Raw genomic sequence first — 15,986 nt, 5'->3', positions numbered from 1 at the left:
GAAGACTGCCGCGCGTCCCGTCACTCGTACCGCGTCGTCGCGGTCACTCGTGATGCTCCGCGCCGCCGGACAAGTCGGGAGATGGATCCACGCGATCCGCGTCCATTGCCTCCAGCTCGATTTCAGTCGGTGGCGTTTCGTCGGCCGGCAGGATAAACCAGAAGCAGGCGCCCAGCTTGCGTCCATCCGTTCCGACACGGCTGGACGCGCCGATCTTTCCTTCATGCGCATCGACGATCGCCCGGCAGATCGCCAGGCCCAAACCCATCCCCGGCTGCGTCGACTGCCGCTCTCCGCGGGTAAACTTGTCGAATAGCCGCGATTCCATGCCAGCCGGCAAACCCGGCCCGCGGTCTTCAACGTTCACCTTCACGTACCGTCGGCTATCCTCCACCACCGTCATCGCATCGATTGTCAGCGGCGAACCCGCCGGCGTGTACGTCGCGACGTTTTCGACGAGATTTTCCAGCAGGCGTTCCACCAGCACGGCGTCGAGCCGGACCAGCGGCAGATCAGGCGGCACGTGCGCCACGACTTTGCGCCCCGCGAGCAACGGGCGCGATGCCGCCAGCGCCGAACCGATCACCTCCTCGAGCGACGACCACTGGCGATTGAGTCTCATGCTCCCGTCCTGCAGACGCGCCATGTCGAGCAGATTCGTCATGGTGCGGGTCATTCTCAGCGCCTCGTCATGAATCCCCCCGGCGAGTTCCTGTGTGCCCCGCGCGCTTTCACTGCCGCCCCAGTCGTGCTCGGCGAGGATCGACGCAAAGCCGACGATAGCGGTGAGCGGCGTCCGCAAATCGTGCGAGATCGCGGACAGCAGCGCATTGCGCAAACGCTCGGATTCCATGCTGACGAGCGCATCCTGCGCGATTTCGACGTAGTGAACGCGTTCGAGCGCAAGCGCGATCTGCGCGGCAAACGTCTCGAGCATGCGGCGCTGCTCAGGCACCGCTAATTCGCCCCTATGCGGCGACAGCAACGCGAGCACGCCGCGCGTGCGCATCGGTGCGCGCAGCGGCAGGTAAAGCGCCGCTGCCGCGGGCAACGTATTGGTCCCATGGCCCGCCGGCTGCTGCCGATCATAGACCCACTGCGCAATGTCGAGATCAAGTTCCGTTTTGGTCAGCACGACAGCCGGATTCGGGTTATCGATCTTCTGCCTCATTTTCTCGCCACTGTCGGGCAGCAGGATCGCCGCACGGGCCTGAAAGACTTCGGCGACATGCCGCGTGCTGATTTCGATGATCTGATCCGTTGCAAGCGCCGTACCGAGTTCGCGCGTCATCGCGAACATCGCGCTCGTGCGACGCTCGCGCACGATCGCCGTATGAGCTTGCCGCCTCAAGCTCGACGTCAAATGACTGATCGTCAGCGATGTCACCAGCATCACCGCGAAGGTCAGCAGATATTGCGTATCCGACACGGAGAACGAGAAGCGCGGCGGCACGAAGAAGAAATCGAAGGCCGCCACGCCGAGAAACGAACACAGCACGCCCGGCCCGCGGCCCAGCCGCAACGCCGCGAAAATCGCGCCGAGCAGATACAGCATGATGAGGTTCGCGAGCGCGATATAGTCCACCAGCAAGCTCGCAATGGCGGTCGTCACCACACTGATCGCAACCGCGTAGGCATACGAAACGACCGTCGAACGGCGCTCGTCCTCGCCCGGCGCCGCAAAACTCACGACGCTATCGCGACGCCGCGCGGCCCCGCGCAGTTCGCCCGCGCTGATCAGCGTCACGTCGATATCGCGGGCCGCGTGGATCAGGCGTTCGGTCGTGGATGGTCCGATCCACCTGCGCCAGCCCGGCGCCACGCCGCCGCCCGCGACGAGCTTCGACACATTGCGCATGCGCGCATAGGCGACCAGCGTTTGCGGCGCATCTGCGCCTTGCAGCGTGACCGTTTCCGCGCCCAGATCCGCGGCCAGCTTGAGCGCATCGAAGGTTCGCGCACGCATCGCCTCAGGCAGCCGCTGCGCTTCAGGCGTCTCCACATAGACGGCCAGCCAGTCGGCCTTCAGGCTCGCCGCGAGCCGACCGGCCGCGCGCACCAGCGCGCCGCTCTCCGCCGCGCAGCCCACGCAAACGATGATACGTTCGCGCGCATGCCAGATCCGCTCGATCGACTGATCCGCACGATACTCGCGCATTTGCGCATCGACGCGATCGGCCGTGCGGCGCAACGCGAGCTCGCGCAGCGCGATCAGGTTGCCCTTGCGAAAGAAGTTGCGCACCGCGCGCTCGGCCTGCTGCGGCAGATAGACCTTGCCTTCACGCAAACGGTCCAGCAGCTCTTCGGGAGGCAGGTCGACCAGCGTCACTTCGTCTGCCCGATCGAACACGCGGTCCGGCACGGATTCCCACACGCGGATGCCGGTGATCTGCCCGACCACATCGTTCAGGCTTTCGAGGTGCTGGACATTGACCGTTGTGTACACATCGATGCCGGCATCCAGCAGTTCCATGACGTCCTGCCAGCGCTTCGGGTGCCGCGTGCCTTGCACGTTCGAATGGGCGAGCTCGTCGACGAGGATCAGTTGCGGTTTGCGCACGAGCGCCGCATCGAGATCGAACTCGGCGAGCAGGCGCCCCTTATATGCATGCCGCGCCGGCGCAATCGTCTCGAGCGCGTCGCTCAACGCGAGCGTTTCCTTGCGGCCGTGCGTATCGATGCTGCCTATCACCACGTCGGCGCCGTCGTCGCGTCGGCGGCGTGCCGCCTGCAGCATCGCGTACGTCTTGCCGACCCCCGCCGACGCACCAAAAAAGATCTTCAGCCGGCCGCGCTGACTCTTTTGTTCGTCGCGCTGGATTCGGTCGAGCAGTTCGTCCGGATCGGGACGCTCCACAGCGCACTCTCCTGCTGAAACGACACGGCCCGCAACGCCGATGTCAGGCTGTCACCGGCGATGCCGCGGCCATACACGATCATTGCATCGGTTTGACTTCGTCTAGCGCAAGGTTCAGTTGCAACACATTGACGCGCCGCTCGCCGAATACGCCAAGCTGCCGTCCCGATGTGTGTTGCGCAATCAGCCCATTGACCGCGTCGAGCGTCAAGCCGCGCGCGCGCGCCACGCGCGCGGTCTGCCATGCAGCCGCGGCGGGACTGATGTCGGGATCGAGCCCGCTGCCGGACGAGGTGACGAGGTCCACCGGTATCGGCATCTGATTCGACGGATCGGCACCACGCAGCGCCGCGATGCGCCCCTTCACTTCGTCCGCCAGCGCGGGATTCGTCGGCCCGAGATTCGAGCCGGTGGAGCCCTGCGCGTTGTACGGGTTCGGCGTCGTCGCGGACAGCCGGCCCCAGAAGTATCGCGGGGCATCGAATTGCTGGCCGATCAGCGCGGAGCCGACCGCTTTGCCGTTCTTCTCGAGCAGGCTGCCGTTCGCCTGACCCGGAAAGGCGGCCTGCGCGACCGCGGTCACGATGAGCGGATAAACGACGCCGGTGAGCACCGTAAGCAGCACTAGCAGGATAAGCGCGGGGCGCAGATAGAATTTCATGGCTCAGACCCATCCGAAAGCGGCAATCACGATATCGATCAGCTTGATGAACGGAAACGGCAGAATGATGCCGCCGAGGCCGTAAATCAGCAGGTTGCGACGCAACAGCGACGCGGCGCCGAGCGCACGATACTTGACGCCCTTGAGCGCAAGCGGAATCAGGAACACGATGATCAGCGCATTGAAGATCACCGCCGACAGGATCGCCGAGGCCGGCGACGCGAGGTGCATTACGTCGAGCACGCGCAGTTGCGGATACGTCGACGCGAACGCGGCCGGGATAATCGCGAAGTACTTCGCGACATCGTTGGCAATCGAGAACGTGGTCAGCGAACCGCGTGTCATCAGCATCTGCTTGCCGATCTCGACAATCTCGATCAGCTTGGTCGGGTTCGAGTCCAGGTCGACCATGTTGCCCGCTTCCTTCGCGGCCTGCGTGCCCGTGTTCATCGCCACCGCCACGTCGGCCTGCGCGAGTGCCGGAGCGTCGTTGGTGCCGTCACCCGTCATCGCGACCAGACGCCCTTTTGCCTGATGCGAGCGGATCGTCGCGAGCTTCGCTTCCGGCGTCGCTTCCGCGAGAAAGTCGTCGACCCCCGCTTCGGCGGCGATCGCCGCGGCGGTCAGCCGGTTGTCACCGGTCACCATCACGGTCTTGATGCCCATCTTGCGCAGTTCGGCAAAACGCTCCTTGATGCCGCCCTTCACGATATCCTTCAGTTCGATCACGCCCAGCACACGCGCCGGCTCGCCGCCCGCCTTCTCGGCAACCACCAGCGGCGTGCTGCCGCGCCGCGCGATGTCGGTAACCGCGTTGTTGACGTCCGCCGGGTAACGGCCGCCATGCGCTTCGACGTACGCCTTCAGGGCGTCCGACGCGCCTTTGCGAATTTCCCGGCTCTGCAGGTCGACGCCGCTCATACGCGTCTGCGCGCTGAACGCGAGGAAGGTCGCGTGCAACGTGCCCATATCGCGCTCGCGGATATTGAAGCGCTGCTTCGCGAGCACCACGATGCTGCGCCCTTCCGGTGTTTCGTCGGCGAGCGACGCGAGCTGCGCGGCATCGGCGAGATCGTGTTCGGAAACGCCGGGCGCCGGCACGAACGCCGATGCCTGGCGGTTACCGAGCGTGATCGTGCCGGTCTTGTCGAGCAGCAGCACGTCGACATCGCCGGCCGCTTCGACCGCGCGGCCCGAGGTGGCGATCACGTTCGCCTGCATCATGCGGCTCATCCCCGCGACGCCGATCGCGGAGAGCAAACCGCCGATCGTCGTCGGAATCAGGCAAACCAGCAGCGCGACAAGCGCGGTAATCGTCACCACGTGGCCCGCTTTCACCGCTTCGACCGAGAAGATCGAAAACGGCAGCAGGGTCGCCGTCGCGAATAGCAGCACCAGCGTCAACGCAACCAGCAGGATGGTCAGCGCGATTTCGTTCGGCGTCTTCTGGCGTTTCGCGCCTTCCACCATCGCGATCATCCGGTCGAGGAACGCCTCCCCGGGATTGACGGACACACGCACGACGATCCAGTCCGACAGCACGCGCGTGCCGCCCGTCACCGATGAAAAGTCGCCACCCGACTCGCGGATCACCGGCGCCGATTCGCCGGTGATCGCCGATTCGTCGACCGATGCGACGCCTTCGATCACTTCGCCATCAGCGGGAATCGTGTCGCCGGTCTCGACCAGCACGACATCGCCCTTGCGCAGATCGGTCGACGTCGTTAAACGCACCGCCGCTTTCGGATGCGGCTCGTTGAGCTTTTTCGCCATCACGTTGTGCTTCGCACTGCGCAGCGACGCGGCCTGGGCCTTCGAACGGCCTTCGGCGAGCGCCTCCGCGAAGTTCGCGAACAGCACCGTAAACCACAGCCACAGCGCGATCGACAGAATGAAGCTGGCCGGCGCTTCGGCCTGACCGGCGAGCGCGGCGATCCACAGGATCGTCGTCAGGATGCTGCCGACGTATACGCAGAACATCACCGGGTTGCGCAACTGCGTGCGCGGCGTGAGCTTCCTGAACGAATCGACGATCGCGGGTTTGACGAGCGCCGGGTCGAACATCGAGCGCGCCGCGGTGCGTGCCTGGCCGAGATTGTCGGGACGATGAACCGGCGGTGGGCTGGTGGTGGTCATGCTTTCCTCGACATCAGTGCGCGGCGATCATCGACAGCTGCTCGGCGACCGGGCCCAGTGCAAGCGCCGGCACGAAGGTGAGCGCGCCGATCAGCAATACCGCGCCAAGCAGCAGCACAACGAACAGCGGGCCGTGCGTCGGCAGCGTGCCCTCGGTCGGCGCGATGCGTTTCTTGGCCGCGAGCGACCCGGCGATCGCCAGCACCGCGACCACCGGGACGAACCGTCCAAACCACATCGCAATCGCCAGCAACACGTTGTAGAACGGTGTATTGACGGAGAGCCCGGCGAACGCGCTGCCGTTGTTGTTCGTGGCCGATGTGAACGCGTAGAGAATCTCCGAGAACCCATGCGTGCCCGGGTTGGCAATACCTGCTGTGCCAAGCGGCGACAACACGCCGATCGACGTGCCGACCAGCACCAGCAGCGGCATGACGAGCACCGCGATCGCCACCATCTTCATGTCGTACGATTCGATCTTCTTGCCGATGTACTCGGGCGTGCGCCCAATCATCAGACCGGCGATGAACACCGCTAGCAACGCGAACACGAGCATGCCGTAGAGACCCGACCCGACACCGCCGAACACCACCTCGCCGAGTTGCATCATCAGTAGCGGCACGAAGCCGCCCATCGGTGTCAACGAGTCATGCGCGTTGTTGACGGCGCCGCAGGATGCCGACGTGGTCGCGACCGTGAAAATACTCGAATCCGCAATGCCGAAGCGCGTCTCCTTACCCTCCATATTGCCGCCAGCCTGCAGCGCGGACGCGCTCTGGTCGACATGCAACGAAGTGAACAACGGGTTGCCCGCCTGTTCCGCCGATATCGCGCCGACACAGGCTAGCGCGAACGCGATGGTCATCGCCGCCAGCACCGCATAGCCCTGCCGCGTGTCGCCGACCATCCTGCCGAAGACGATGCACAACGCCGCGCCGATCACGAGCATCGCCACCATCTGAATGAAGTTTGTCAGCGGTGTCGGATTTTCAAACGGATGCGCGGAGTTCGCATTGAAGAAGCCACCGCCGTTGGTGCCAAGCATTTTGATCGCTTCCTGCGATGCGACCGGACCCATCGCGATTGTCTGCTTGTCCGCCTTCACGTCCTGCATGACCGGATCGCCTTTTTCGTCCTTGACCGGATTGCCCTGGGCATCGGTTTTCGGCACCTGATACGTCGTGACCTGAACGGTAGGAATCTCCACGTACGCCTTGAAATTCTGGATCGCCCCCTGGCCGACCAGCACGAGCGCGATCACAAACGAGATCGGCATCAGGATGTAGAGCACGCTGCGCGTCAGGTCAACCCAGAAATTGCCGATCGTGTTTGCCGTGTGGCGAACGAAACCGCGGATGAACGCGATGACCACGGCAATTCCGGTTGCGGCGGACAGGAAGTTCTGCACGGTGAACGCGATCATCTGCGACAGATAGCTCACCGTCTGCTCACCTGAGTAATTTTGCCAGTTCGTGTTGGTCACGAAGCTTACTGCGGTATTAAATGCAGCATCCGGGGTCATCGGACCAAAGCTCTGCGGATTGGCAGGCAACCACTGTTGCAGGCGCAGCACACCGTACACCGCCAACGTGCCTAGCGTGTTGAAGATCAGGACCGCGAACACATACTGCTTCCATGACATCTCGGCATCGGGGTCGACACCGGAGAGTTTGTACAGCAGATGTTCGAACGGCCGCCCAATCCTTTTGACGACGGCCGACGAGCCATCGAAGACGGCGGTCATATATAAGCCAAGGGGAATCGCCAGCGCGATCAGGACGACGATGAAGATAACGAGGTGAAGCAGGTCATTGGCGTTCATTCGAGATCCTCCGCGCGCAGCAGCGCGTACACGAGGTAAATGAACAGCAGCAGCGTGGCGGCGCCGGCCAGCCATAGCATCCATGCATTCATGGCCTGCCTCCGGCGACGCGCTTATGAAGCCTTTCGCAACCCAGAACCAGGGCCACGATAAGCCCATAGAACGCCGCGACGCCGATGATGTAGACGAAATCCATCTCTGCTCTCCCTGCCTTTCAGAAAGAACGGGGCAACTGCGGGGACCGGTTAAGGTCAAAACAAAACTAGGCGAGCAAAGATAAAAAATGTGTAAAAATGCTGGCAACTCAAGCGTTTATCGAGCGGTGTGGCCGGCGCGCCGACGTCATGCCTGGTCGGGGCCACGCATCCCGCGGATGTAAGCCGACTTTCAACAGGCGATTGACCTCGACAGGCCGCTACGGTCTTCGAGCGCAACCATCAGGTTGATGGATGCAAGATGAGGAAGATCAGTTCTTGGGAAGCTTCTTCGCTGCCTTGAAGATATCGGGCACCTGCCTGATCGCCTGACGGATGTTGCTGCCAAGTTTCCGGGCCACGCCGACGGACCAAATCTCGTTACGTAGGGTGCGCCTGGTATCGATACCGCCGACTTGTTCCAGGCTTGTATTCGAAAGAACCTTATTCAGATCAACAGGCTTCTTCATGAGTCGGTCAGTACGTTGCATGAAGCGTTCGTGCAATACGGAGGTAGGGCCGAATGTACCACCGGCCTTATAGTTCTCTTTATTGAGCTTATCGACGCGCTTTTCCACGAAACGATCCGCCCACGGTGCCTTTGCAAGAGCCTGGTTGAGCGACGAGACCCGTTCAGCCGCCTTCATTACCTCCCGTTTGTTGTAGCTATATTGCGTTGTCGATCCGGTGTGATCCTTTGCGAAGTATGCGTCTTCGCGCAATACGGCAGGGCCGTAGGCCCACGCATCGACGATGACGTCGTTATGACGCACCTTCCCGTCTTTTCCGCGGACTTCGGACCAGACATGGTCGCCCGGGTCCTTCAGACTGCGCGTGTGAACCGTCTGGTTCGACGTGAGCCGCTGGGCATGCCCGTGCGTGGAGACGTCGGCATGTTCCTGGCAATTGCCGGCTCGAACGAATTCGGCCGTCGATGCCCCGCTGATACGCCAATCCTCACTGTATTTGCCTTGCAGATGCGTATCGAGCGCCCGCCCTGCCTTCATGAAGCGGGTCGAAAGATGCCGTGTACTGCTGATGTCGGTGGTCACATTGCCACGGCCACGATCGAGCTTCTGCCTGGTTTCCATCACCGTCTGATGCCCGCGAAACAGGTTCAGCAGATCGTTCCCTTCGACGCTGCGACCATCCGCTGCCCGGCGCACCATATAGCCAGCGAGGTCCATGTTATGGACTGCGACCTTTCTACGGGACGTTGCGCGTTCTTTCATCTCGGACAGTTCGTCCGCGCGTGCGTCGCGTTGCCCTTGCAGAAATTCCTGCTCGGCTTGATGACTAATCGGCCGCTTTCGCTGCAGCATGTCGGCGGTAAAGCTGGCCTTGCGCTCCTCCCTCCTCTCGCTCGCCCACTGCTTCTCGTCATTGCCAATCGACGCCGATCGCCGTCTTTTCTTATCCATCATCTGCTCCCTCTATTGCGATACCTGTCGCGCTATGCGTCCGTCATTCGCTGGGTCAGCGGGTTTGGTGTCCGTTGTCTTGCGCTTGTTATTCAACTTATTCATCCGTGGCTCCGGTCGAGGTCCAACCGCGGTCGCACAGGCGCGTCAAACATGCGCCCCAACACGCACGGCCCCCAGTGCGCATTCAAGTTCCGCGCCAGCACAACGGCCCGGAAAATGCCTGATTTCACGCGTCTTTTTAATGCGGATGCGTATCGCGCTGGGTGATTTTCCGCCCATAGCCCCGTGGGATTGAGGTCAAATTCGACCACGTCAGTCGCGCCGACACACCGAGTGGGGACCGTGGACGCCCGCCGAACAGGCATCCACGACCACACCCGACGTTTACCGCTTCGCCAGCTTCACAATCGTCAACGCGCCGTTCACGTTTTCAACCCGTACCCTCACGTTGTCGCCCTCCTTGACCTCGTTGAGCATCGACACATCCTTCGCCTTGAACGCCATCGTCATCGCGGGCATGCCGACATTCGCAAGCGCGCCGTGCTTGAGTGTGATCATGTCGTCCGACACATCGATGTGTTTGACAACCGCGTCAGTCATCGCCGCATTGCCGGACGCGGGTGCGGGGCTCATTGCCCCGCTATTCATCTTCATGCCGGACATGTCATCCGCGAAAGCGACGCCGCTCGCGACAGCGGCAGTCATAAAAACAGCGGAAAGAATCGTTAGTCTGTTCACAGCGTTTCTCCAGAGTGGGATCGCGGCACAGGCGTGCCGACGGGGGACGATGGCACTCGCGTGCCGGTAGGAACAACTTGAGCTTTCGGTCGCGCCCGGCCGCGCGGCAGACGGCGGCGCTGCCATAGCAGCCACGCAGCGGGAATCACGAACATCGACAGAAGCGGCGCGGTGATCATTCCGCCGACCATCGGCGCGGCGATGCGCTGCATCACCTCGGACCCCGCGCCATGCCCGACCATGATCGGGATCAGGCCCGCGAGCACAACCGCGACCGTCATTGCCTTGGGCCGCACGCGCAGCACCGCGCCTTCGCGGATCGCTTCGACGAGCGTGGCTTCATTGAGCGGTTCGCCGGCCTTCAACCTGCGATGCAGCGCTTCCTTCAGATAAAGCAGCATCACCACACCGAACTCCGCCGCCACACCCGCCAGCGCGATAAAGCCCACCGAAGTCGCCACCGATACGGCATGACCCAGCATCCAGATCAGCCAGAATCCGCCGACCAGCGCGAACGGCACAGTCGACATCAGCAACAGCGCGTCAGCGGCGGAGTTGAACGTCAGAAACAGCAACACGAAGATCACGACGAGCGTGACGGGAATCACCGTGCGCAGTTTGGCGGCCGCACGCTCGAGGTACTCGAACTGCCCGGACCACGCGATCGAATAACCCGGCGGCAACGTCACCTTCTGCGCGACCGCCCGCTGCATGGCGATCACCGCGGAATCCAGGTCGACATTCCGGATATCGATATAGACATAACCGGAAAGCCGCGCATTCTCGCTGCGGATCATCGGCGGTCCGTCCTCGATCGCGATATGCGCAACATCGCCGAGCGTGATCTGCGCGCCCCGGTCGGTGACGACAGGAAGCCCGCGCAGTTTGTCGATCGAATCGCGTACTTCACGCGGATAACGGATATTGATCGGGAAGCGCTCGCGGCCCGCAATCACTTCGCCCACGTTGTCACCGCCGACCGCCGACGATACGACCTCCTGAATATCACCCACCGCTAGCCCGTAGCGCGCCGCCGCCTGCCGGTCGATATCAACATCGATGTAGCGCCCGCCGTTCAGACGTTCCGCGAGTGCCGACGTGACGCCCGGTACATCCTTCACCGCCGCTTCGACCTGTGCGGCAACCTTGTCGATCTGCGTCAGGTCCGGTCCGGAGACCTTCACGCCAACGGGCGTCTTGATGCCGGTCGACAGCATGTCGAGACGATTGCGGATCGGCGGCACCCAAACATTCGAGAGCCCGGGCACTCTCACGGTCCGATCGAGTTCGTCGACCAGTTTTTCCGGCGTCATGCCCGGCCGCCACTCGCTGCGCGGCTTGAACTGGATCGTCGTTTCGAACATCTCGAGCGGCGCCGGGTCGGTTGCCGAGTCGGCCCGTCCCGACTTGCCGAACACGGTCTTCACTTCCGGCACTGTCTTGATCAGGCGGTCGGTCTGCTGCAGCAGTTCCGAAGCCTTCGCGGCCGAAATACCGGGCAGCGCGGTTGGCATGTACAGCAGATCGCCTTCATCGAGCGGCGGCATGAACTCGCTACCGAGACGCGACACCGGAATCGTGGTGAGCGCGAGCGCGACGGCGGCCATGCCGATCACCCGCCACGGGTGCCGCAGCGTCCCCTCCAGCAATGGCTTATACAGCCGGATCAGCACGCGATTGAGCGGATTGGCCGTCTCGTGCGGAATCCGCCCGCGGATCAGGTATCCCATCAGCACGGGCACGAGCGTCACGGACAGGGCCGCCGCGGCTGCGATCGTATAGGTCTTGGTGAACGCAAGCGGCGCGAACAGCTTGCCTTCCTGCCCCTCCAGCGAAAACACCGGAATAAACGACAGGGTGATGATCAGCAGCGAGAAAAACAGCGCCGGTCCGACTTCGGCCGCCGCGGTTGCGATGACCTCCCAGCGTTGCGCGTTCGTCAGCGGCACGCCCGGATGATCGTGCTCATAGGCTTCCAGATGCTTGTGCGCGTTCTCGATCATCACGATCGCCGCATCGATCATCGCGCCGATCGCGATCGCGATGCCACCGAGCGACATCAGGTTCGCGTTCACGCCCTGATAGCGCATCACGATGAAAGCGGCCAGCACGCCGATCGGCAGGGACAGGATCGCGACGAACGCACTGCGCAGATGAAACAGGAACACCGCACAGACCAGACCGACGATGATGAACTCCTCGATCAGCTTGTCCTTCAGGTTGTCGACGGCGCGCTCGATCAGTTGCGAGCGGTCGTAGGTCGTCACGATCTCGACGCCTGGCGGCAGCGACCGCTTCAGGTCGGCAAGCCTGGCCTTCACCCCTTCGATGGTGGTCAGCGCGTTCTTGCCCGAGCGCATGACGATCACGCCACCCGTCACTTCACCCTCGCCGTTCAGCTCGGCAATGCCGCGGCGCATCTCGGGGCCGATCTGGATGCGCGCGACATCGCCGAGCAACACGGGCGTGCCGGCATCGTTGGTGCGCAGCACGACGTTGCGAAAGTCGTCGAGCGAATGCAGATAGCCCGACGAGCGCACCATGTACTCCGACTCGGCCATTTCGATCACCGACCCGCCCGACTCCTGGTTGGCCTTGCCGAGCGCATCGGCCACCTGCCGCTGTGTGATGCCGTATGCGCGCAGCCTGTCGGGGTCGAGCACGACCTGGTACTGGCGCACCATGCCGCCGATGCTCGCGACTTCTGAAACGTCCGGCACCGACTTCAACTCGAACTTCAGGAACCAGTCGTTGAGCGCGCGCAGTTGTCCGAGATCGTGGTGACCGGTTCGGTCGACCAGCGCGTACTCGTACACCCAGCCCACGCCGGTCGCGTCCGGGCCCAGCGACACGGTGGCGCCCGGCGGCAGACGGCTTTGCACCTGATTCAGATATTCGAGCACGCGCGAGCGGGCCCAGTACTGATCCGTCTTGTCGTCGAACAGTACATAGACGAACGCATCGCCAAACGACGAATACGCGCGAATCGTCTTCGCGCCCGGCACGCCGAGCAGCGTCGTGGTGAGCGGATAGGTCACCTGATCCTCGATGACCTGCGGCGCCTTGCCCGGATACGATGCCTTGATGATGACCTGGGTGTCCGACAGGTCAGGCAACGCATCGAGCGGCGTTTCGCGCACCGAATAGACGCCCCACGCGACCACCAGCACGGTTGCCAACAGCACAAGGAAGCGATTCTGGATAGACCAGCGGATAATGCGCGCGATCATTTGGCGCCTCCTGCAGGTTCGACCTTCGTCAGTTGATAGCCATCGCCGGACTGTTTGAATACGAAGTGCACCGTATCGCCGACCTGCACACCGGCAAAGGCATTCGGTGCGGGCTTGTTAAAGGTCATCGTCATCGCGGGCCAACCCAGCGCGGGAACCGGCTGGTGCGAGAACGTCATGCCGGTGGGCGTGACCTGTTCGACCTTGCCGGTCGTTTCGTAAGTCTGTGTGGCGGCCGCACCCGAACTCGCCGTTGAGCCCGAATTCGCCGCCGGCGCCGCTGCGCCGCTGGCGGTCGCACCTTCCAGGCGCGGCAACACCGATTTCAGGCTCGCTTCCGAGTCGATCAGGAACTGGCCGGATGCGACGACCGTATCGCCGTCGTTCAGACCGCTTAGCACTTCGGTCTCGTTGCCTACGTCGTTGCCGATCGTGACGTTGGCCGGTTGCAGACGTCCATCGCTGTTCCTGACGATGACGACCGAGCGTTTGCCCGTGGTGATCACCGCCTCCGACGGTACGAGCAGGCTCGACACCGCTTTCGTGCCGCTCACGCGCACGCGCATCAGCATGCCAGGTGTGAGCTGGCCGTCGGCATTGTCGATTTCGAGCCGCGCCTGCAGTGTGCGGCTCGTGGTACTGATGCCGGGCAGAATCTCGCGAATGCGCCCGGTGAAGTGCCGCGTCGGATCGCCGCTAAAGGTCGCATCGACCGTCATGCCAGGCCGCGCATCGAGTGCGAGCGACTCGGGAATCTCCACGATCAGCCACAGCTTCGACAGACCGGCGACCTTCGCAAGCGTCTGCCCAGGCGCCACCATCGCGCCGTCGCGCACATTCAATTCACTGACGACACCCGTTTCCGGCGACGCCAGCACGAAATGCGTTTGCGCGACGCCGGTGCGATCGAGGCTGGCGATCACGCCTTCGGGAATCGACATCGCGCGCATCCTTGCCCGCGACGCCTGCAGCAGCGCGCTGTCCATCCCGCCGCGCTTGAGCGACAGATACTCTTCCTGCGGCGCGAGCCAGTCGGGCACAAACAGCGAGGCGATCGGCGCGCCCTTCGCGATGCGCTGCATCGGTGCGCTCGCATACAGATGGTCGATATAGCCGGTGACGCGCGATTGCACGACGTCGGCCTGCGATTCATCGAACTGCGTGGCGCCGACTGCATCGAATCCTTCCGTCGTGTCGCGCCGACGCACGGTTGCATACCGGATGCCAAGGTCCTGCTGCAAACCCGGATCGATCTTGATGCCGGCGCTGCCGCCGCCTTCATCTGCGTAGACGGGCTGTAGCTGCATGTCCATGAATGGCGATTTGCCCGGCTTGTCGAAATGCTGGTTCGGCACCATCGGGTCGTGCCAGTACAGCACCTTCCGTCCGCTTTGCGGGTCAACGTTGCCGCCCGTGGCCGCAGCGGAGGCCATGGCGGGCATCGCACGGGTCGTCACCGTGCGATGGGCGCCGGCAAAATAGCCTGCTGCAAGCAACGCCACGCCGGCAAACACCGACGCGACCGCCTGTACGATCAGCTTCCTGTTCATGTTTGTCCTCATTGGCCCGCGGCCGCGATCAGTTCGGGCGGCAGCACCTGGTATTCGAGTCCCGCCCAGACCAGCGCGATCTGCCGTTCGAGATTGAGCACCTGAAGCTGTGCCTCGAGCTGCCTGTGCCGCGCTTCAAAAGCGTCGGCGAGCGTGCCGGCGCCGGACCGATAGGCCGCATTGGCCAGTTGCACGTTCTGCCCCGCAGCGGGCAGCACGGTCTGCCGCAGATTGGCGAGTCGCTCGCGGCCGCTCGCCAGCCTGGTCGCGAGGCTCTGGATACCCGCCATCACCTGGCGCTCGGTGTCTTCGTAGTTGAGCCGCGCCTGCGTGCCCATCTGGGATTTCTGTTCGACGTCGCGGTCTTCGACATTTTTCCGGTTGAGCGGCAGCGGAATCGACACGCCGAACGACACGTAGTCGGAGAAATTGCCGCCCCGCTTGAAATAAGTCAGCCCCCATGTCCAGTTGGGGTTCCTGTCGCTGCGGGCGACATCGGTCGCCGCATCGGCCACGGAAATGGCCGCACGCGCCGCAACGAGAGCCGGTTGAACCTGAACGAGCTGCTCGGTGCTCATGCCGGATACCGTCGAATCGAGCGGCGGCGGCTCGTCTGCGACGTCGAGCACATTGCCGGCGGCGGTCCAGCGTGACAGTTCGATCAACGCGGTTTTTTCGTCCTGTTGTGCATCGAGCAGCGCGTCGCGGGCGTTGCCGAGCGTCACGCGTGCCTGCGCGATATCCGACGCGCTGCCCTGCGCACCCCGGTACGACGCCTGACGGGCCATCAGTTCCTCGTTCAGGTGGTCGACCAGCGCCTCGTCGAGCGCAACGGCTTTCTTCGCATAGACCGCGTTCAGCCACGCGATGGCCGTTTGCTGCCGGACTTGCGCGAGCTTTTCCAGGTAAGTCGACCGGTCCTGATCGACGGTGCGGTTGGCAAGCGCGGTGCGCAGGCGGCGCTTGGCCGGGGACACCCACTCCTGTTCGACGCCGATGCCGCGCATCGTGAAGTCGTCCTGGCCGATCGTGAACGCCTTCGATCCGTTGATCGGCAAATCTTCGACGCTTAGCTTCAACGTCGGATTCGGCAGCTGTCCCGCCTTGACGACGACGGCCGAATCCGCCTGCACGCCTGCCTCCGACGCCTGAATGGACGACGCGCGGCTTTGCGCGACCTGCAGTGCTTCGTCCAGTGTCATGCCGGTGCCCTGCGCCCACGCTGCAGGAGCGGCGGACATGACGAATGCCGCGAGCGCGACGAGACGCGACGCGACCCGCCGGTTGCCCGACGGCGAAAATGGGAAAACCATGTCAACCCCGAATGGTCGAGCCAACGCCCGGTGAAAGCAGGCGTAGCGGCTCATGTCCTGT

Annotated in this window: 10 protein-coding genes; all 10 read right to left on the bottom strand. The window is 63.2% G+C overall.

Features of this window, described 5'->3' with window-relative positions:
• Nucleotides 1-43 precede the first annotated feature (43 nt).
• The 10 genes from HV796_RS07195 to HV796_RS07150 all read right to left on the bottom strand — a co-directional run bounded on the left by HV796_RS07195 (nt 44) and on the right by HV796_RS07150 (nt 15,925).
• Nucleotides 44-2,857: a sensor histidine kinase gene (locus tag HV796_RS07195; protein WP_175225766.1), complete on the bottom strand. Its 2,814-nt coding sequence runs from the start codon at nt 2,855-2,857 to the stop codon at nt 44-46.
• A 79-nt stretch (nt 2,858-2,936) separates the two neighbouring features.
• Nucleotides 2,937-3,518 carry a potassium-transporting ATPase subunit KdpC gene (kdpC, locus tag HV796_RS07190; protein ID WP_175225765.1) on the bottom strand — a complete coding sequence of 194 codons (582 nt, stop codon included), beginning with the start codon at nt 3,516-3,518 and terminating at the stop codon, nt 2,937-2,939.
• 3 nt (nt 3,519-3,521) lie between these two features.
• Nucleotides 3,522-5,582 carry a potassium-transporting ATPase subunit KdpB gene (gene kdpB / locus HV796_RS07185; RefSeq protein ID WP_175225806.1) on the bottom strand — a complete coding sequence of 687 codons (2,061 nt, stop codon included), beginning with the start codon at nt 5,580-5,582 and terminating at the stop codon, nt 3,522-3,524.
• An 85-nt stretch (nt 5,583-5,667) separates the two neighbouring features.
• Entirely contained in the window at nt 5,668-7,476 is a 1,809-nt protein-coding gene (gene kdpA / locus HV796_RS07180; protein ID WP_175225764.1) for a potassium-transporting ATPase subunit KdpA, read from the bottom strand.
• On the bottom strand, nt 7,473-7,568 hold the full coding sequence (gene kdpF / locus HV796_RS07175) for a K(+)-transporting ATPase subunit F (protein ID WP_175225763.1): 96 nt from the start codon (nt 7,566-7,568) through the stop codon (nt 7,473-7,475). Before kdpF ends, kdpA begins: the two co-directional genes overlap by 4 nt.
• 374 nt (nt 7,569-7,942) lie before the next feature.
• Nucleotides 7,943-9,094, bottom strand: coding sequence for a hypothetical protein (locus HV796_RS07170; RefSeq protein ID WP_175225762.1), 1,152 nt, complete (start codon nt 9,092-9,094; stop codon nt 7,943-7,945).
• Between the two features lie 384 nt (nt 9,095-9,478).
• Nucleotides 9,479-9,832, bottom strand: coding sequence for a copper-binding protein (locus tag HV796_RS07165; RefSeq protein ID WP_377693446.1), 354 nt, complete (start codon nt 9,830-9,832; stop codon nt 9,479-9,481).
• Complete coding sequence (locus tag HV796_RS07160) at nt 9,829-13,062, bottom strand: efflux RND transporter permease subunit (RefSeq protein ID WP_175225761.1); 3,234 nt, start codon at nt 13,060-13,062, stop codon at nt 9,829-9,831. The genes HV796_RS07165 and HV796_RS07160 overlap by 4 nt, the downstream gene beginning before the upstream one ends.
• Entirely contained in the window at nt 13,059-14,612 is a 1,554-nt protein-coding gene (locus tag HV796_RS07155) for an efflux RND transporter periplasmic adaptor subunit (RefSeq protein ID WP_175225760.1), read from the bottom strand. The genes HV796_RS07160 and HV796_RS07155 overlap by 4 nt, the downstream gene beginning before the upstream one ends.
• An 8-nt stretch (nt 14,613-14,620) precedes the next feature.
• A complete protein-coding gene (locus HV796_RS07150) occupies nt 14,621-15,925 on the bottom strand; it encodes a TolC family protein (protein ID WP_175225759.1) in 1,305 nt (434 codons plus the stop codon).
• Nucleotides 15,926-15,986: the final 61 nt, after the last annotated feature.

This window comes from Paraburkholderia humisilvae (genome assembly GCF_902859855.1).
GTDB classification, from domain to species: Bacteria; Pseudomonadota; Gammaproteobacteria; order Burkholderiales; family Burkholderiaceae; genus Paraburkholderia; species Paraburkholderia humisilvae.
Note: the sequence above shows the minus strand (reverse complement) of the source record. Positions and strands in the feature narration are given on the sequence as shown.